This window comes from Pseudogracilibacillus sp. ICA-222130 (genome assembly GCF_037892545.1).
Lineage (GTDB): Bacteria > Bacillota > Bacilli > Bacillales > Amphibacillaceae > Pseudogracilibacillus.
In genome coordinates, this window is the sequence record NZ_JBBKBG010000023.1 from 24,666 (window position 1) to 42,873 (window position 18,208).

20 protein-coding genes are annotated in these 18,208 nt (G+C 33.8%); 8 read left to right on the top strand and 12 right to left on the bottom strand.

Annotated elements, in window-relative coordinates; translation table 11 throughout:
- The first annotated feature begins 8 nt into the window (after window positions 1-8).
- From WKT09_RS09785 to WKT09_RS09795, 3 genes are all read left to right on the top strand, one after another.
- Complete coding sequence (locus tag WKT09_RS09785; protein ID WP_340415853.1) at window positions 9-998, top strand: NADPH:quinone oxidoreductase family protein; 990 nt, start codon at window positions 9-11, stop codon at window positions 996-998.
- Window positions 999-1,305: 307 nt separating this feature from the next.
- Window positions 1,306-1,395, top strand: coding sequence for a Rep family protein (locus tag WKT09_RS09790; RefSeq protein ID WP_340415854.1), 90 nt, complete (start codon window positions 1,306-1,308; stop codon window positions 1,393-1,395).
- 274 nt (window positions 1,396-1,669) lie between these two features.
- Entirely contained in the window at window positions 1,670-2,125 is a 456-nt protein-coding gene (locus WKT09_RS09795) for a DinB family protein (RefSeq protein ID WP_340415873.1), read from the top strand.
- A 200-nt stretch (window positions 2,126-2,325) separates the two neighbouring features.
- Here WKT09_RS09795 and srtB read toward each other — a convergent pair whose 3' ends face one another.
- The 6 genes from srtB to mscL all read right to left on the bottom strand — a co-directional run bounded on the left by srtB (window position 2,326) and on the right by mscL (window position 6,187).
- On the bottom strand, window positions 2,326-3,093 hold the full coding sequence (gene srtB, locus WKT09_RS09800) for a class B sortase (protein WP_340415855.1): 768 nt from the start codon (window positions 3,091-3,093) through the stop codon (window positions 2,326-2,328).
- 15 nt (window positions 3,094-3,108) lie between these two features.
- Window positions 3,109-3,879, bottom strand: a complete 771-nt coding sequence (locus WKT09_RS09805; protein ID WP_340415856.1) for an ABC transporter ATP-binding protein — start codon at window positions 3,877-3,879, stop codon at window positions 3,109-3,111.
- Window positions 3,869-4,846, bottom strand: a complete 978-nt coding sequence (locus WKT09_RS09810) for a FecCD family ABC transporter permease (RefSeq protein WP_340415857.1) — start codon at window positions 4,844-4,846, stop codon at window positions 3,869-3,871. Before WKT09_RS09810 ends, WKT09_RS09805 begins: the two co-directional genes overlap by 11 nt.
- Window positions 4,847-4,993: 147 nt before the next feature.
- On the bottom strand, window positions 4,994-5,209 hold the full coding sequence (locus tag WKT09_RS09815) for a hypothetical protein (protein WP_340415858.1): 216 nt from the start codon (window positions 5,207-5,209) through the stop codon (window positions 4,994-4,996).
- Window positions 5,206-5,532: a hypothetical protein gene (locus WKT09_RS09820; protein ID WP_340415859.1), complete on the bottom strand. Its 327-nt coding sequence runs from the start codon at window positions 5,530-5,532 to the stop codon at window positions 5,206-5,208. The genes WKT09_RS09815 and WKT09_RS09820 overlap by 4 nt, the downstream gene beginning before the upstream one ends.
- Window positions 5,533-5,818: 286 nt before the next feature.
- A complete protein-coding gene (mscL, locus tag WKT09_RS09825; protein ID WP_340415860.1) occupies window positions 5,819-6,187 on the bottom strand; it encodes a large-conductance mechanosensitive channel protein MscL in 369 nt (122 codons plus the stop codon).
- Window positions 6,188-6,385: 198 nt separating this feature from the next.
- Here mscL and WKT09_RS09830 point away from each other — a divergent pair, with 198 nt between their 5' ends.
- From WKT09_RS09830 to WKT09_RS09850, 5 genes are all read left to right on the top strand, one after another.
- The gene (locus tag WKT09_RS09830) at window positions 6,386-7,219 is read left to right on the top strand and encodes a transporter substrate-binding domain-containing protein (protein WP_340415861.1); all 834 of its coding nucleotides are present in this window, start codon (window positions 6,386-6,388) and stop codon (window positions 7,217-7,219) included.
- A 12-nt stretch (window positions 7,220-7,231) separates the two neighbouring features.
- A complete protein-coding gene (locus tag WKT09_RS09835) occupies window positions 7,232-7,927 on the top strand; it encodes an amino acid ABC transporter permease (protein ID WP_340415862.1) in 696 nt (231 codons plus the stop codon).
- A 12-nt stretch (window positions 7,928-7,939) separates the two neighbouring features.
- Window positions 7,940-8,659 carry an amino acid ABC transporter permease gene (locus tag WKT09_RS09840; RefSeq protein WP_340415863.1) on the top strand — a complete coding sequence of 240 codons (720 nt, stop codon included), beginning with the start codon at window positions 7,940-7,942 and terminating at the stop codon, window positions 8,657-8,659.
- 11 nt (window positions 8,660-8,670) lie between these two features.
- The gene (locus tag WKT09_RS09845; protein ID WP_340415864.1) at window positions 8,671-9,426 is read left to right on the top strand and encodes an amino acid ABC transporter ATP-binding protein; all 756 of its coding nucleotides are present in this window, start codon (window positions 8,671-8,673) and stop codon (window positions 9,424-9,426) included.
- Between the two features lie 115 nt (window positions 9,427-9,541).
- On the top strand, window positions 9,542-11,161 hold the full coding sequence (locus tag WKT09_RS09850; RefSeq protein ID WP_340415865.1) for a catalase: 1,620 nt from the start codon (window positions 9,542-9,544) through the stop codon (window positions 11,159-11,161).
- Window positions 11,162-11,292: 131 nt separating this feature from the next.
- Here WKT09_RS09850 and WKT09_RS09855 read toward each other — a convergent pair whose 3' ends face one another.
- The 6 genes from WKT09_RS09855 to WKT09_RS09880 all read right to left on the bottom strand — a co-directional run bounded on the left by WKT09_RS09855 (window position 11,293) and on the right by WKT09_RS09880 (window position 18,047).
- A complete protein-coding gene (locus WKT09_RS09855) occupies window positions 11,293-12,054 on the bottom strand; it encodes a DeoR/GlpR family DNA-binding transcription regulator (protein WP_340415866.1) in 762 nt (253 codons plus the stop codon).
- 199 nt (window positions 12,055-12,253) lie between these two features.
- Window positions 12,254-13,438 (bottom strand): M24 family metallopeptidase, encoded by a 1,185-nt coding sequence (locus WKT09_RS09860; RefSeq protein WP_340415867.1) that lies wholly within the window; start codon window positions 13,436-13,438, stop codon window positions 12,254-12,256.
- A 38-nt stretch (window positions 13,439-13,476) separates the two neighbouring features.
- Window positions 13,477-14,532, bottom strand: a complete 1,056-nt coding sequence (gene rhaS, locus WKT09_RS09865; RefSeq protein WP_340415868.1) for a rhamnose ABC transporter substrate-binding protein — start codon at window positions 14,530-14,532, stop codon at window positions 13,477-13,479.
- Window positions 14,533-14,545: 13 nt separating this feature from the next.
- On the bottom strand, window positions 14,546-15,541 hold the full coding sequence (locus tag WKT09_RS09870) for an ABC transporter permease (protein WP_340415869.1): 996 nt from the start codon (window positions 15,539-15,541) through the stop codon (window positions 14,546-14,548).
- Window positions 15,542-16,546: an ABC transporter permease gene (locus WKT09_RS09875; protein WP_340415870.1), complete on the bottom strand. Its 1,005-nt coding sequence runs from the start codon at window positions 16,544-16,546 to the stop codon at window positions 15,542-15,544.
- Window positions 16,547-16,556: 10 nt separating this feature from the next.
- On the bottom strand, window positions 16,557-18,047 hold the full coding sequence (locus WKT09_RS09880; RefSeq protein ID WP_340415871.1) for a sugar ABC transporter ATP-binding protein: 1,491 nt from the start codon (window positions 18,045-18,047) through the stop codon (window positions 16,557-16,559).
- Window positions 18,048-18,208: the final 161 nt, after the last annotated feature.

Consider the following 18,208-nt stretch of genomic DNA (forward strand, 5'->3'; position numbering starts at 1 on the left):
AATGAATCATGGAAACATTTAAAGCATTAATCGTTGATAAACAAGAAGATGATTTTTCTATTGAATTAAAAAACATTTCACAAACGGACTTACCTGAAGGTGACATATTAATTAAGGTACATTATTCAAGCGTCAATTATAAAGATGGACTAGCATCTATCCCAGACGGAAATATCGTTCGAAATTACCCTCATATTCCTGGTATCGATCTAGCAGGTGTCATCGTCGAAAGTACAAACGATGCATTTACGGTCGGTCAACAAGTGATTGCGACAAGCTATGAAATTGGCGTATCCCAACATGGAGGATTTAGTGAATATGCTCGTGTGAGTAGTGAATGGGTCGTTCCATTACCAGATGGTTTAACATTAAAAGAAGCGATGATATATGGAACAGCTGGATTTACAGCAGCATTAGCGGTACATCGCCTTGAAACTAGTGGAGTTAAAAAAGAGGACGGTCCTATTTTAGTAAGTGGGGCAACAGGTGGTGTTGGAAGCATCGCTGTTTCCATGTTACATAAATTAGGTTATGAAGTAACTGCAAGTACTGGAAAAGAAACCGAACATGATTTCCTACGTTCCATCGGTGCTACAAATATTATTTCACGGGAAGCATTGCAACCGGAAAAAGTACGACCATTAGATAAACAATTATGGGCAGGTGCGATTGATCCTGTTGGTGGAAAAACTTTATCGTATATTTTAAGTACAATAAAATATGGTGGTGCGGTTTCTGTAATGGGATTAACTGGAGGACCAAAACTAGAAACAACTGTATTCCCATTCATTTTACGTGGGGTCAATCTGTTAGGAATCGATTCCGTTTATTGTCCGATGAATGAACGGAAAGTAATTTGGGAAAGAATGGCCTCAGATTTAAAGCCAAACACATTAAATGATGTTGTACACGAAGTCACTTTAGAGGAATTGCCTGCAACATTAGAAGCAATTTTAGCTGGTAAAATAAAAGGGCGTACGATTGTTTCCTTAATATAAAATATAGAAATACGAATGATAATCGTGTTTACAATTGTGATAGCAATGCACATTACTTTTTACAAAAAACTGTTAGAGTGCTGAGACAAAAAAATACTACCTGTCCCTTGCCAACTTTTAAACGGAACGAGAGCAAAACACCCCTCCTGCTCGGGCAGCAGAGGTCAGGTTTTTTTGTTTCTTTTTTCTCGTAAAAAAAAGAAAGGTCTTAAAGGTTTTGTGCATACTGGTAATCAGTATGCAGGGTTTTGTTGGCAGAGCCAACAGCCTCGCAGAGCACACACTTTATGAACATAAAGTATAATGTATGGTTCGTTACTTTGCACATATGGATAATCCCGAAAAGTTTCAGTATGATAAAACTGAAATTATTGAACATGCAGGAGCTGATGAATAGGTAATTCCAGTAAAAAAATAATTTACGGAAATTACCTTTTTCATTCCACACTAGCGACTGTAATAATTTTGCATTTATATACATCCCGTCTTGATCACGGACTTGCACCTCTTCAGCATCATTACCAAATAATTCTATTAGTTCATCCATCTCATCTGTTGCTGGTGATATAATCGATAATGTAATATAAACAGATTATATGAGAAGCCGTTTTCATTATAGTATAATAAAGGAAGAAGCAAAAAATATAGGGGAGCTGATATAAGTGGAATCAATGACGCTATTTAAATATTCACGCACTTCTACATTAATTTTATTAAAACAATTGGGAGAAGAAGTGTGGGATGAACAACCACACAATTGGCCGAACAATATTCGGTGGTTAGCTGGCCATATTTATGCGGAAGCAGAAGGTTTCATGCATGATGCAGACCATTCCTATGAAATCACACATCAAGAATGGATGCCATTGTTTTTAGATGGTTCCCGTCCGTCCGAATGGAAAGAAAATGATCCTGTTCCTACACGTGAGGAAATTATGAATGCCCTTATGGAACAAGAAAGTCGTATTGAAAACTTTTTTAAAGGAAAGTTAAAAAATGACGTATCAAAAGTACGTGATTTAAATGGAATGTTACTTGAAACAGTCGATTCATCCTTACAATTCATCACTTGGCATGAAGGAATTCATATCGGCGATATTAAAGGGCTAAGACTTTTAACAAAATAAAAAAGAGCTATAGACTGAATGTATATATACGTTGAAACTAAAAGAAAGATAAGGACAAAGTATCCATCCGTTCGAAAGATTTTTCTCTAATATTAACGATATCAATGTCGGCAACATTAGCGGTAAATTCATTTCTTTCGCTTCATGTCTTTTATCTTTCTTGTTTCATGCTTACAATTTCCATCCATCTTAAGCTCTTTTTATTTTTCAGTCAATTTTGCATGGAGAACGAGTCGGCCTTTTTCAGGGTCTAACATATAATCACATGTCGATAATGTTAGAATTCGATCATCTGCTGATACATCAATTCCAGCATCAAATTTGGAACGCTCTTTTATTTCATCTAATAAAGCCGTATATTCTGCATCTGAATCAAATCGTGTTTCAATATAATTAAAATCTGTTACCGTGTTATAAACGGCAAACACTTCCGCTTCATAGCTTTTAAACAACGTATCAAAATCGAATGTACGATGTTCTTTAAAGAAATCTTCATCTAAAAATTTCGTAATATGTTGAAACATCGATCCGTCTTTCATCCGATGACCATATACCACCGTATTAAAATCTTCACTTAAAATATCATTCCGATAATCTAAAAAGATACTTCCTGCACGTGATTCATCACCTTCAAAATTTCGTGTTAAATATTGGTCATTATTTTCCGCTTGTAAAATTGGATAATCAATCTGTGTTCCATCAACCGTAATCCAACCGACAACATCTTGATTCATTTCTAGTAGATTATCAAATCCTGAACGAATCATGCCAAGTGGACGCGCTTCTTCTTCCACTTCATTATCATAAAATACATCTTGTACTTCTTTTAACATTTTACGATTATTATAATAATCATATACCGCATCAAATAAACCATATGATGCATAGACAAAAACAGCTAAACAAGTAACTGTAATAAAAATCGAAATGCTTTTTCTTACCGGTGATTTTTGTTTCTTTTTAGCCATTTTTGCCCTCCTTATTTAAATTCCTATTGGAACGATATATTTCCCTATTTTTTCGTCATCTTTTACAACGACATGAACACCGTATATTTTTTCGATTAAATCTTCTGTAACAATTTCTTTTGGATCTCCACTTGCTATAATCTCCCCTTGTTTCATCGCTATAATGTTATCACTATATTGAATCGCTTGGTTAATATCATGTAACACCATGACAACGGTTAGCCCATTTTCTTCAGATAACTGCTTTACTAATTCTAAAATTTCATATTGATAATAAATATCTAAATTCGCTGTAGGTTCATCTAAAAATAAATACGGTGTATCTTGCGCGAGTGCCATTGCAATCCAAACACGTTGCTGCTGACCACCTGATAATGCATCGATTGCCATATCTTTTCTATCATACAATCCTGTTCGTTCTAACGCCCATTTTACCTTTTCTTCATCTTCATCAGATTGAGACGAAAACGTTGTTCGATGTGGTAGTCGCCCGTAATACACAAGTTTTTCCACCGTCATATCACTAGGTGCATGATTATCTTGATGCACGACACCTAATGTCCGTGCAAGTTCTTTCGGTTTATAACTAGACAATGATTTCCCTTGCAACGTGATATCTCCTTGCATAGGACGGTTATTATTTGTCATGACTCCCATTAACGTAGATTTCCCACAACCATTTGGACCTAGAATCGTTGTAATTTCCCCTTTTTGAATATTACTTTCGATATTTTTTAAACGAATTACCTTATCTTCGTATGCAAATGATATATTTTTAATTTCCATAAATCCGATCACTCTTTCTAAGTAAGAATATGAGGAATGGACCACCGATCACAGCCATAATAATCGATGCTGGGATTTCAATAGGCGCTAATAATGTTCTACCTAATGTATCTGCAAGTAGAATTAAACACGCACCTAACAATGCAGAAAACGGAATAAGTGCCTTATGGTCTGTTCCTACTAAAGCTCGACCTATGTGTGGAATGAGTAATCCGACGAATGTAAACATTCCTGCAATTGCTGTGGCAATCGAAGCGAGTAATACTGCTATTGCTGCAATGATAAAACGAGCACGATTCACATTAAATCCTAAATTTTTCAACGTTTTATCTTTTAAAGCTAGATGGTTACAATAACGATAAAAAATAATCGATAAAATTAATCCAATCGTTCCATATAAAACGATAATTTGAACATCATTCCATGTTTTCATGGATAATGTCGATGTACTAACTGAAACGGCTTGCACAACACCATTACCACTAGCCGAAAACAGCTGACTTAAACTTACGAACACCGCATTCACTGCCACCCCAATTAAAATCATTCGCAAAGGGTTTAACCCAGATTTCCATGACAGTGAAAACACGAGTAAAAATGCAATCGCACCACCAATAAAGGCGAATAAAGGTGCATAAAAATATAACGTTGGAAAGAAAAATAAGACGAGTATCGTCATAAATCCTGCACCTGAGGAGACACCAATAATACCTGGTTCTGCTAATGGATTCCGCATTACTGACTGTAATAGTACCCCCGATACAGACAACATCGCTCCTGCAAATAACGCAATAATAATTCGTGGAAAACGTAAATCCTGAATGATCGCCACATTTGGATCCTCCCCTGTAAACAAGCCACGAATTAATTCTACTGCTGATATGTCAATGCTTCCCGTAATGGCAGCATGTATAGTAAGTACTGGTAATAATATGATTACGATTATAAAACTAAGTATTTTTTTCATGTTTATTCCCTCGATTTCATTCTAACAATAAAAAGAAGTTGAGTATTATGAACATAATTACTCAACTTACCAGTATATATAATATATTATTAACAAGCGATCAAATCAAGGGATGTAACTTATGAAACAATGACAAATTGGCAACATTTATGCTTCATCAAATGGCAATGCAAAATTTGGCTTTTTTGGTGAAGGGCTTAGTAATAAATGACTTTTATGTCCCATATCTTTCGTATACCAATAACCAGATAAAAAACGTTCTAAATCAGCCTCGTTTTTTACTTTATAATCTTTTAATTCCTCTAATAATATTTTTGTGTATGATGGCGTTAATTCAAATCCATCTACAACTACTTTTTTCATCGTTCCAATCCTTTCTCTATAGCTTCTTTATATAATCGTGCATTTCCCTCTGCAATAATTGCAGCAGTACGATCAAAGTCTAATGTACTAATTTGATTCATTTCTTCTTCTGTTAATTTATACGTATAACCGAATGTAACAATCTTCCCATGCATCCCGATACGTGATACATGTTCTGCTTGGTCCCTCGTTAAACGCTCAAAACGACTACCTGGAATCTGTCGTTGAAAAAAGTCCTTCGTTGCCTCATCTTTACAAATTAATAATAACTTATCACGTAAATAATTTTGTTGATGTCGTACATAATATTTTAATTCACTCATGCCTATCCACCTCTATGTAAATTATAACAAATTCTTACCGAAAATGTACGTTTACACAAAAAAACTAGGAAAACAAAATCATTTATAAAATATGAACAATTATAGGTAGATGAATCGCCATAAAAAGATGTTTTTCCTCCCCGAATCATAGTAAAGCCCCGATAAGTCATTGTCTTTCAAAAAAGACTTATCGAGGCTATTATCCTACAGAAAATTTCCCACACTTCTCTATTATATTTATTCGTATTGATTTTTGTTTCCTAGACTTATTTATTATGTTATCTACTTAGTTTTTCTTTAGTAAATCACGGATTTCTGATAACAATTGAATGTTTTCATCCACTTCTTCTTCCGCTTCCTCATCTTTTTTCCTTCTTAATTTATTAATTAATTTAACGAAGAGGAAAATAGAAAATGCGATAATAAAGAAGCTTACCACGTTTTGAATAAACATTCCGTATGCGATTTCCGCATCTTTAATTTGAATGGATAGACCTGTAAAATCAATACCACCCATAAATAAACCAACAATTGGCATAATGATATTATCCACTAATGAATTTACTATTTCACCAAATGCAGCACCGATTATAATACCGATTGCTAAATCTAACACATTCCCTTGTGCAATAAATTCCTTAAATTCCTTCAACATATGCATGATCCTCTCCTATTGTATGTGCATAAATAATAATAAATTATACATGAACTGGATTAAATTGTAAATTGGTCCCAAAATACATTTCTAGTAAAATCAAAATAGTCTCATTATTTAACTTGACATTTTCTTTGAAATTGCATATTATAATCCCAAGTATATTGGTATGATTAATTAAGATAATGGGGGATGGAAATGAAAAAACATATCGTACAAATCATGTTAATCATTGTAGTAGGAATGGTTATTGCTGGTTGTGCATCAACAGATACAAGTGGAGACGAGGTTCGTAAAGTAAAAGTAGCATACGTACAAAATAGTAAACCAATGACATATACAGATGATAATGGAGAACCAAATGGTTACGATGTAAGAGTCTTACAAGAAGTAGAAAAACGTTTGCCTCAATATGAATTTGAATTTGTTGGTACATCGGATGACGATCTTTTATTAGGTGTTGAACAAGGTAAATACCAAGTCGGAGTGAAAAATGCATTTTATACGGAAGAAAGAACAAAAAAATTCATTTATCCAGAACAATTTATCGGCTTAAGTAGTATCGGCTTATTGTTAAAAAAAGAAGATGAGGATATTAAGAGTTTAGAAGATTTTGCAAAAGCTGGTTATTCACTTGCGCCAATTGCAGCAAATAATGCGCAGTATACTGTAATTGAGCAATATAACGAAGAAAATCCAGATAATAAAGTTGATTTAAAAGCTGGTGATACATTTACAGTTGATGTCATTCAATGGGTGAACGAAGGACGAGTCGATGGCGGTGTTATTATTGAAGGTATGGCAGAAAAACAAGTATTCGATAAAGATGGTCCATATTACAATTTAAGAGACGAAGTCGTTTATAACGAATTTGATGTCATTGAAACATGGCCTTTATTCAATAAACAAGAACAGCAATTTGCAGATGACTTTGATCAAGCAATGAAAGAAGTACGGGAAGAAAAAATTACAAATGAATTAAGTACAGAATTTTATGGGCGAGATTTATTTGAATTATTACAAGAGGAATGAGGCGGATGCAGATTGGAAAAATACTTTGACATATCCTACTTATGGGGCGCTATACCAGCGCTCCTCCCTTTTTTAAAAGTGACATTTACGTTTGTATTTTGGAGTGTATTATTCGGAACATTGTTCGGGTTGCTCCTCACTTGGATGAAAATTCAACCTAAAAATTGGATTAAAAAAATTGCTGAAGGCTACACAACAGTCTTACGTTGTACACCTTCAATCGTTTTATTATTCCTCGTTTATTATGGAATTCCATATATATTTATGTCATTCGGTGTAAATATTCACCATATCGAAAAAATTATTTTTGTCATTATCGCTTTTACCTTACAGTTTGCAGCAATTATTTCAGAAGTGTTTCGTTCTTCGTATGATGCACTTGATAAAGGCCAAATAGAAGCAGGATTATCTGTTGGGATGACCCCTTTTCAAGTGTTTCGACGAATCATTTTTCCACAAGCATTTTTAATCGCATTACCGAATTTCGGTAACAGTTTTGTTCTTTTATTACATGAAGGTGCGATTGCATACACAATCGGACTTATTGACGTCGTTGGAAAAGCAGAATTAATTATTGCCGATAACTTTAATACACATGCATTAGAAATATTTCTTGCATTAGCATTCATCTATTGGATTTTATCATTATGTATTGAAAAAGTATTCCAATGGTTAGAAAAAATATTCCGTAAAGGACATATTGCATAAGGGGGGAGTTCATTGACGAATGGATTAGATTATCCTTTTTTATTTCAAACGTTTCTTGTTGCATTATCAGGTGTACCGATTGCATTACTTGTAACGGTTGTTGCACTGCTCTTTGCATTACCGACAGGATTTGCATTCGCACTTTCTTCCTTAAATAATGTACCTTTCATCAAACAATTCGTTCGATTATATATTTCATTCGTTCGAGGAACACCTGTTATTGTACAAATTTTTGTTGTATATAGTAGTGTTCCATTGCTATTAGATATCTTTTTTACTGCGAACAATATAAATGTGAATGTGTATGATATACATCCAATTTGGTATGCGTTTATCATCTTCGCATTTAATACGACTGCTATTCTCATTGAAGTCTTTCGTTCCGCATTATCCGCAGTGGATCGAAGTCAAATAGAGGCAGCATATGCAGTTGGTTTGAACACAGTGCAAGCATATCGAAGAATTGTTATTCCGCAAGCATTAATTGTTGCCATGCCAAACTTATGTACCGCAACGATTAATTTAGTGAAAGCTACATCGCTTGGATATGCTATCTCATTACATGAAATAACGTTAAAGGCGAAAGTGGCAGCGAATGTAAATTACAATTATGTAGAAGCATATATCGATATTTTTATCGTCTACTTACTATTATGTATGACTATTGAGTTTTTATTTCGTCAATATGAGAAGAAATTATCTAAATACAAAATGCAACCTAGTGCTGCATAGGAGGGAGATCTATGTTACAGCTAAAAGATATTCATAAACAATTTGGGGATAACCATGTTTTAAAAGGTGTCGATATTTCCGTCGAAAAAGGAGATGTTGTCGTCATTTTAGGCCCTAGTGGTTCAGGTAAAACGACACTCCTCCGTTCGATTAATTTTTTAGAACGAGCGGACGCTGGAGAAATCATTTTCCAAGATAAAACAATCGATACAAAGACTGCAACAAAAAAAGAAATTCATGCATTAAGACAAAAGATTGCATTCGTCTTTCAAAATTACAATTTATTTCAACATAAAACGGCTTTGGAAAATGTGACAGAAGGACTGATCATTGCACGTAAAATGAAAAAAGACGAGGCAGAAAAAATTGGTGTGCAAGCATTAGAAAAAGTTGGTTTACAAGATAAACTAGATGCTTATCCTGTCCAATTATCAGGAGGACAGCAACAACGTGTTGGAATTGCACGTGCCATCGCATTAAACCCAGATGTCATTTTATTTGATGAACCGACTTCTGCATTAGATCCTGAACTTGTTGGAGAAGTTTTAGAAGTAATGAAAGAAATTGCACATGATGGAATTACGATGGTTGTCGTAACACATGAAATGGATTTTGCTCGTCAAGTTGCCGATAAAGTTATATTTATGGCAGATGGAGTTGTAGTTGAAGAAGGTACACCAAAAGAGATTTTTGTTCATCCTAAAGAAGAACGTACACGACAGTTTTTAAAACGAGTCCTTCCAGAAGATTATACGGTTTATATTTAAATATATATCTTTATAAATTACAACATGTGAATAACTCCTTTTACATTCATTTATTGCTCATATTTTTCTCCATGATGGGCATATATAACATATGGATGATGAAAGGAGTTTTTTTATGGAAAATAATGAAATGAAACGTAAAACTTTAACAACTCGTCAAGGACGACCTGTTGTAGACAATCAAAATATTCGTACAATTGGAAGCCGTGGCCCTGCAACATTAGAAAATTATCATTTTATAGAAAAAATATCACATTTTGATCGAGAAGAAATCCCAGAACGTGTCGTCCATGCTCGTGGCGCGGGAGCTTTTGGTTATTTTGAAACTTATGGAAAAGTTGGAGATGAACCTGTTGAAACATATACGAGAGCCAAGGTTTTTTCAGGAGCTGGGAAGAAAACACCTGTTTTAGTTCGATTTTCAACTGTTGCAGGTGCAAAAGATTCACCCGAAACAGCTCGAGACCCACGTGGATTTGCAGTTAAAATGTATACGGAAGATGGAAATTGGGATTTAGTCGGTAATAATTTGAAAATATTCTTCATTCGTGATGCGATGAAGTTCCCAGATATGATCCATGCATTTAAACCTGACCCCGCATCTAATATCTCCCATCCACAGCGAATGTTTGATTTTGTTTCCAAATCACCAGAAGCAACTCATATGATTACACTTTTATTTTCCCCTTGGGGAATCCCAGCATCATACCGACATATGCAAGGGTCTGGAGTGAATACGTATAAATGGATAAATGAAAAAGGGGAAGCTGTGTTAGTAAAATATCATTGGGAACCTAAAGAAGGTATTCGAAATTTAACACAAGAAGAAGCAAATAAAATTCAAGCAAAAAATGTTAGTCACGCAACACAAGATTTATATGAAGCGATAGAACGAGGCGACTATCCTGAATGGGAATTATTTGTGCAAATAATGGAAGATAGTTATCACCCTGAACTGGATTTTGATCCATTAGATAATACGAAATTATGGCCAGAAGATAAGTTTCCATGGCTCCCTGTTGGACGGCTCGTATTAAATGAAAATCCAATTGATTTTCATGCCGAAATTGAACAAGCCGCTTTTGGTACAGGGGTACTTGTCGATGGAATGGATTTTTCGGATGATAAAATGTTACAAGGAAGAACATTTTCCTATTCTGATACACAACGTTATCGTATTGGTTCAAATTATTTACAACTTCCAGTAAACGCACCGAAAGTTAAGGTCCATACAAATCAACGTCGTGCTCAAATGGATTATCGTAGTCGTGAACAATTTGAAGAAAATCCTCATATTAATTATGAACCGTCCATGCTCGGTGGCTATAAAGAGGCAAGTGAAAATGAGCGAATGCCTCATGAACCTGCATACAATGATAAAGTAATGAGCGCGCCAATTGATCGCCCGAATAACTATGGCCAAGCAGGTGAAACATATCGTAGTTTTGAAAAATGGGAACGTGAAGAATTAATTCAAAATTTATCTGAAGCATTAGCTGTATGTGATACTAAAATTCAGGAAGCAATGATTGAGCATTTCACAAAAGCAGATGAAGATTACGGAAGACGTGTAAAAGAAGGAATAAATCAACAATTGAAAAAGGTGCAAAAGGACGGAGAAAATCCGTTATTTGGTCGAGCATCAGGGGCTTCTAAATTTGGACAAAGTTCAACAGATGCAAATAAAGCAACGAAACAAGCAATTCAGAAAAGTAAAGAAGCTGATCCATATTAGTTAAAAGCATATTACAGTTTTACAAAAGAATTCTTTAATAATAATTGAACATTATAATTAACATCAATTTTTCTATTTGTAATCAATTCACCCCTAGCGAAGTGTTGCTAAGGGTGAATTAGTCAATTTCTTTATATATAAACTACATTTATCTCATCTTCTAAACATTTCTGTTCTAGTCGATCATCAATTGTTTTATCAGTAATTAAATAATCAATTTCTGACATATTACATATTTTTGAAAAAGAGATTTTATGAAATTTAGTGTGATCAATCATTAAATTTACCACATCAACATTTTTTATAATTTGTTCTTTTATTCTAGCCTGTTGCTCATTTGACTCTGTCAATCCTTTTTTTATATCTATTCCACTACAGGAAATGAAAGCTTTATCAAAATGATATAGGTCAAATGAGGACTCTGCTAAACTTCCAACGAAAGATAATGACTTCGATAACAATGTTCCCCCAGTAGAAATAACTGTTATGTTTGATTTTTCATTTAACTCCATCGCTACCTTTATAGAATTTGTCATAACAGTTAAGGGAATATTTGGAAGTTTTTTTGCCATATACCAAGCTGTTGAACTAGCATCTAATATTATTTTATTATTTTCCTCAATTAGTTTTATTGCTTCTTCTGCTATCTGACTTTTTTCTAAAACATTTGTTACTTCCCGTTCAGAAAAGGAAGTTTCAATTTTATCAGAAGACTGAACTACGACAGCCCCTCCATGACTACGAAGTAATTTCCCTTTTTTCTCTAATTTCTCAAGATCTCTCCTGATTGTTTCTTCAGTAACAGAAAACATTTTACTTAACTCTGAAACACGTGCACTCTTATTCATATTTATATAATCTACTATTTTTAAGTGTCTTTCTACAGCTAACATTTGTTACACTTCCTTAACTCACTTTTTCTCGACCATTATAACATAAAATATCCATAACTTAAGTAATAACAGTGTTCTTTCTCTTTATTATGAATAACTATATGCACTTTTTTACTATATCTATGTATTGTTATAAATAATGAAGAATAGATTATTACATAAAAATAGTAATAATCTATTCTTTTTTATTTTATCTCTATTACTGAATTCTAATAACATCCTTGTCTAATTTTTGTAACGGTCGCGCACCATCAGCTGTTATATGGAATCCATTTTCATATCGGAAACCTCCCCAGTCATTAAAGAAAATTGGTATATCAATTGAAAATACCATGTTTTCCGCAATAGGTTGTTTAAAACTTGCATTAAGGGATGGAGGTTCGAATTCACTCACACCAATACTATGCCCTCCCGTATAAACAAAATGCTTTTCAAGGCCTTTTTCTTCAACAACTTTCCGTGAAGCACTATCAACCTCATTTCCATTATTACCTGGGACTAATAACTCTTGTGCTACCTCTTGAGCCTTTATTGCAGCTTTTATCGCTTCCTCTACCGCTGGATCAACTTCACCTAGTATAACCGGTCTAGCAATTGCTGCGTGATATCCTTCGTATCTAGGAGCTATCGTTAAAACAACCAATTCATTTTGTTCGATTTTTTTAAAAGTTGTCCTTGCAATTATCGGTGCACTATTCACACTTCCGGAAGCTACCATTGTATCAATTCCCATACCTTCTGACCCTAAATTACGCATCACATATTCAGCGTCAGCCGCAATTTCACGTTCTGTTTTCCCGACTTTAATGGCGTTGATTGCTGCCTCCATTCCTTTCTCCGCAATGTAGTAAGCGTATTCAATTACTTTAATCTCATTTTCAGTTTTATATAAACGTAAATCTAATATCATTTGGTCCACTTCATCTAAATCTTTGTTATCAATTGCATCTAATAATAAATAATAAAAATCAATTGTCATTTTTTCCTTACCTATAACGCCTATTTTTTCAACCGGCTTGTTATATAAAGTTTGTACATTTTGAATTGCTGCCTTTAAGGAGACAACATTTGCAAAAGGGAAGTCATGTGCACCGTAATTAAATTCCTCTACAACTTGAACATTCCGACAAAATGAAGTAGTCTTCACATACTCCTCTGATTCATAGCCTGTAACTAAAAGCGCCTCACCCTCAGATGGCATTAAAATACAAGCATCTTCAAAATGTGGTGTATAATTAAATAAATACCTTGTATGCTCCTGTCCAAAAACAGCACCATCATTTGCATATATAAATAATAAATCGTATCCTTCTTCTTTCATTTTCTCTTGCAATTTCTTTCTTCTTACTTCAAATTCTTCTTCAGGAATCCTTGGCAAATTCATTTAATATCCCCCCTGTATTTAAATTGTATGTGTTTAAATTAATATACATCTTTCCATTCATCGATATTTTCAGCATCAAATTTAAATGGTTCACCCAAAAGAACTTCTGTTCCTTCTCCCGTTTCACTTTCTACTACTTCAAACTCTCCTAACCCTTCTACCTCAAATGTATCCCCTGCATTTCCTTCAATAGTCTCATCCGATAATGCAATAGCTGTTTCTCCCGCTAAATATCCTAGTTCGATAGGGTTCCACAAGTAAATCCATGGTGCAACACCACTGCTAATATATTCTGCCATCTCGCTTGGTAATCCAAGACCTGTAATTTTAATATCGTCTTGAACACCTTTATCAGTAATGACCTTAGAAGCCGCTGCTAATCCAACTGTAGTAGGTGATACAAGACCTTTTAAATCCGGATAGGATTTTAATAATGCTTCTGTTTCAGAAACACTCTTATCTCTTAAATCATCTCCATATGCAACTTTCACTAACTCCATGTCTTTGTATTTATCGTCCTTCAACTCTTCTTCCATCCATTCAATCCATAAGTTTTGGTTTGTAGCCTGAGATGTGGCACTCAATACTGCAATTTCTCCTTCATAATCAATCATTTCAGCAATAGCTTCAATTTGAACTCTTCCTACTCCTTCAGGATCTGCTTGATTAACATGAACTAAACGACTATTTTCATTTACAGCTGAATCCGTTGATAACACTTTTATTCCTTGTTCCATTGCCTTTTTTAGTACAGGCTCTAAAGCATCTTCATCATTACCTGCAACAGTAATACTATCCACTTGCTGTGTAATCAATTCCTCAATTATTTGCACTTGTCCTTCTACCGTTGGAGAATCTGGTGCTCGTAAAATAGCTTCATCACCATTCGATTCGATAGCATCTTTAAAACCATCCATTAACTTTTCACCAAACGGGTTCCCGGTGTTTTTATATACAATCGCATGACGTTTTCCACCTTCCCCACCTCCTCCACCACTATTTTCCTTATTTTTTGTAGCATCATTACTACAAGCCCCAAGTGCTAAAACAAATATCGCAACAATTGTAAACAAAAAACTTAATTTTTTACTCATTACTATTCCTCCCTTATTTTTTACGTTTGCGAAACTTTAAATTCGTTACTGTTACAGATAATATTAATAATAACCCAGTAATAACCAACAACGACTGTGCAGGGACATTTATTAAACCTAAACCATAGTGTAAATAACCAATAATAAATACCGCAATTACAGCACCTAACATTTTACCTTTACCGCCTGCAGTACTTATCCCGCCTAAAGCAACCATTGCGATAACATCCAATTCATACATATCAGCAACATTTGGTCGTGTACTTCCCATTCTCGATGTTAAAAAAATCGCAGTAATTGCCGCACAAATACCTGCAATTGTAAATACGATTATTTTTATTTTACTCACTTCTACCCCTGAAAACTTTGTTGCTTTTGGATTACTTCCAATACCATAAACCTTTCTGCCAAATGTTGTTTTATGTAATGCAATAGTAAAAATGATTGTAAATATTAAAAATAAAATTAATATAAATGGTATTTTCCCTACATATCCCCAACCAAAATAACTAAACCAACTTGGAAAATCACCTGCAGATTGGTCTTCTAATATGACATATGCTAACCCCCTATAAAGTATCATTGTTGATAAGGTCACTATTACAGCAGATAATTGATATTTAACAATTAAAAAACCGTTAATTATACCACACAAAGCTCCAACTAATAAGCAAATTATTATTGCGGCTACCATTGGAACACCTGCATTATACAAGACTGACATTATCACAGCTGATAATGCTACTGTCGAACCAACAGATATATCTATTTCTCTCATAATCATAATTAAAACCATAGGAAACACTATAAATGCCTTATCTAAAAATGTCATACTTGAACCTAAAATACTATCTATGTTTAAAAAATAAGGAGATAGAAAACCGTTAAAAAATATAACAAACACTAAAATTAATATTAATAGCCATTCCCATTGCAGAAAGAAATTCTTCAACGAAAATTCCCTTTTATTAGATATAATTCTTTTAGATGCTAAGCTATCTGTAGACATTTATATCACCCGCCTTAATAGCTGATTTTCTTCATATCGTCTATTTACAATGACATTAAATATAACTGCAAATAGAATTATTCCACCTTCAATTGCCATTTGCCAAAATGGTGAAACATGTATTAGAGGGAGAGCGTTATTTAATATTCCTAGTAATATAGCTCCTAATAATACCCCTGTTATTTTTCCAATTCCTCCATTAATACTTACACCACCTAAAATACAAGCAGCAATGACAGTTAATTCATATCCACTTGCTGTATTCCCTTGTGCCGAAGCGTATTGTGAAACCCATAACACTCCAGACAAACCAGCAAGTCCTCCCATCATACAGTAAACTAAAATTAAAATCCTATCTACTTTAATTCCTGATATAATTGCTGATTCCGGATTACTTCCTACAGCATAAATTCTTCTTCCCGTTATTGTATATGTCATAAAGTACCAAAAGAACAGGAATACAATAATTGCAATAAAAATAAGTGTATTAACACCTAATATTTTGCTAGTAGCAATTGCTTTAAATGATGCCGGCATTTGATGTGCATTTACCCACTCACCTTTTGCAACCATAAATGTTAAACCTCTGTATACATACATAAGCCCCAAAGATGCAATGATTGGTAATATGCCAATTTTTGATACTAAAATACCTAAAATCAATCCGCATATAATTCCAATACCTACCCCTATTAAAATAGCAATGATTGGATGTGTTTCGGGGAATATTTTCAACATTTGCGCAGTGATCATTCCTGATAAAGCAAGTGTTGCAGCAATAGATAAATCAATACCCCTAGTCAACAAAATCATTAACATTCCTATAGACAGAATTATTAATATAGAAGTATTTGTTAATAAATCATTTAAATTACTTAATGTTAAAAAACTAGAATTTATCACTTGAATGATAATGGATAGCAATATAATAAAAACAATTAATCCAAACTCCCTGTGTTTTGCAACTTTTAACAATAAGCTTTCTTTGGCTTTATTCTCTGTCATCCCTATCACCTCACTCTGACATTGCCGCTTCTAAAATCAATTCCTGCGTTGCTTCCTCTTGTACAAACTCTTTTGTCAATCTCCCTTCCTTCATTACAATAATACGATCACTTAATCCTAAAATTTCGGTCATTTCTGAAGAAATTAAAATTATTCCATATCCTTGTTCCGCTAATTCGGCAATAATATTGTAAATAGATGATTTCGCTCCCACATCAACACCTTTTGTCGGTTCATCAAAAATTAAAATATCCACATCATGAGTTAGAAGCTTAGCAATAGATACTTTTTGTTGGTTTCCTCCAGACAACGAGTCTACTGTATAAAACACTGATGGAGTCTTAACTTCTAATTTTTCACTAAGTTTTTTTGATATCTCTAATTCTTGTTTTTCATCGATTAGACCATATTTTGAAAAATCTTTTAAAGAAGATAAAGTTATATTTTTATAAATTTCCCATGACATTATCAGACTCTGATCCTGTCTATCCTCAGGTAAATAATGTATACCATTTTTTATAGCTTTAATTGGTGAACTAATTTCAGTTTTTTTTCCATGAATATAAATTGCTCCTTCATCTATTGGATTGATTCCAAAAATACTTTGGCATACTTCAGTTCTACCTGCACCAACTAGTCCAGTTAATCCTAATATTTCACCTTTATTCAATTGAAATGAAACTTCTTGAAAGAACCCCTTCTTACTTATGTTCTCAACACGTAAAATTTCTTCTTCTATTTCATTATGTTTCTCAGGATATAACTTCTTGATCTCTCTACCCACCATAGCTTGGATAAGTTTATCATGTGTTACCTCTTCTATTGGCCAATTAACTATGTAATTACCATCACGTAAAACTGTAACCGTATCAGCTAGCCGAAACATATCTTCAAATCTATGTGATATAAATATAATTCCAACACCTTCATCCCTTAGATTTTCAGCAATATGATATAACTGTTCACTCTCACGATGTGTTAATGCAGCAGTTGGTTCATCCATAATAATAACTTCCGCATCCTGGGAAAGCGCTTTCGCAATTTCGACTATTTGTTGCTCTGCAACACTTAAAGAACTTATTTCCCTTGTAGGGTCTAAATTCGACCCTAAGCTTTGCAAAAGACCCCTTGTTTCCTCATGCATTTTTGTCCAATTAATTTTCCTAGTAATTTTGTGTATTATTTCATTTTCCATAAAAACATTTTCTGTAATAGTTAAATTAGGATAATTTGTTGCGTGTTGATAAATTGCAGAAATATTATGTGAGATAGCTTCTTTCGGATCATTAAATACAACTTTTTTTCCCTTAACATATATTTCTCCTTCATTTGGTTGATGAACCCCTGTGATTATTTTTATAAATGTTGATTTACCTGCACCATTTTCTCCCATCAATGCATGAATTTCACCCTTTTTCAACTTGAAATCCACATTGTTAAGCGCTTTCACTCCTGGGAATTCTTTTACAATGTTTCTGAGTTCCAACAGATACTCTGACATTTCTTTCACCTCTAATCTATTAATTTTCTGACTATTCCCTCTTTTCTTTAAAAGTAATATACCATACACTTTTGTTTATAGCAATATTATTTTTGTTTATTTTTGTTTATACTTGATTATTGCTTAAGAAATACAATTAAACTAAAAAAGACTACTTTAAA

What these genes read in the sequence shown, in the direction of transcription:
- WKT09_RS09875 (WP_340415870.1), bottom strand. Translation starts at nt 16,546, where the DNA reads ATGACAGAGAATAAAGCCAAAGAAAGCTTATTGTTAAAAGTTGCAAAA.
- WKT09_RS09820 (WP_340415859.1), bottom strand. Translation starts at nt 5,532, where the DNA reads ATGAGTGAATTAAAATATTATGTACGACATCAACAAAATTATTTACGT.
- WKT09_RS09830 (WP_340415861.1), top strand. Translation starts at nt 6,386, where the DNA reads ATGAAAAAACATATCGTACAAATCATGTTAATCATTGTAGTAGGAATG.
- rhaS (WP_340415868.1), bottom strand. Translation starts at nt 14,532, where the DNA reads ATGAGTAAAAAATTAAGTTTTTTGTTTACAATTGTTGCGATATTTGTT.
- WKT09_RS09850 (WP_340415865.1), top strand. Translation starts at nt 9,542, where the DNA reads ATGGAAAATAATGAAATGAAACGTAAAACTTTAACAACTCGTCAAGGA.
- mscL (WP_340415860.1), bottom strand. Translation starts at nt 6,187, where the DNA reads ATGTTGAAGGAATTTAAGGAATTTATTGCACAAGGGAATGTGTTAGAT.
- srtB (WP_340415855.1), bottom strand. Translation starts at nt 3,093, where the DNA reads ATGGCTAAAAAGAAACAAAAATCACCGGTAAGAAAAAGCATTTCGATT.
- WKT09_RS09805 (WP_340415856.1), bottom strand. Translation starts at nt 3,879, where the DNA reads ATGGAAATTAAAAATATATCATTTGCATACGAAGATAAGGTAATTCGT.
- WKT09_RS09860 (WP_340415867.1), bottom strand. Translation starts at nt 13,438, where the DNA reads ATGAATTTGCCAAGGATTCCTGAAGAAGAATTTGAAGTAAGAAGAAAG.
- WKT09_RS09855 (WP_340415866.1), bottom strand. Translation starts at nt 12,054, where the DNA reads ATGTTAGCTGTAGAAAGACACTTAAAAATAGTAGATTATATAAATATG.
- WKT09_RS09815 (WP_340415858.1), bottom strand. Translation starts at nt 5,209, where the DNA reads ATGAAAAAAGTAGTTGTAGATGGATTTGAATTAACGCCATCATACACA.
- WKT09_RS09870 (WP_340415869.1), bottom strand. Translation starts at nt 15,541, where the DNA reads ATGTCTACAGATAGCTTAGCATCTAAAAGAATTATATCTAATAAAAGG.
- WKT09_RS09790 (WP_340415854.1), top strand. Translation starts at nt 1,306, where the DNA reads ATGGTTCGTTACTTTGCACATATGGATAATCCCGAAAAGTTTCAGTAT.
- WKT09_RS09785 (WP_340415853.1), top strand. Translation starts at nt 9, where the DNA reads ATGGAAACATTTAAAGCATTAATCGTTGATAAACAAGAAGATGATTTT.
- WKT09_RS09795 (WP_340415873.1), top strand. Translation starts at nt 1,670, where the DNA reads ATGACGCTATTTAAATATTCACGCACTTCTACATTAATTTTATTAAAA.
- WKT09_RS09845 (WP_340415864.1), top strand. Translation starts at nt 8,671, where the DNA reads ATGTTACAGCTAAAAGATATTCATAAACAATTTGGGGATAACCATGTT.
- WKT09_RS09880 (WP_340415871.1), bottom strand. Translation starts at nt 18,047, where the DNA reads ATGTCAGAGTATCTGTTGGAACTCAGAAACATTGTAAAAGAATTCCCA.
- WKT09_RS09810 (WP_340415857.1), bottom strand. Translation starts at nt 4,846, where the DNA reads ATGAAAAAAATACTTAGTTTTATAATCGTAATCATATTATTACCAGTA.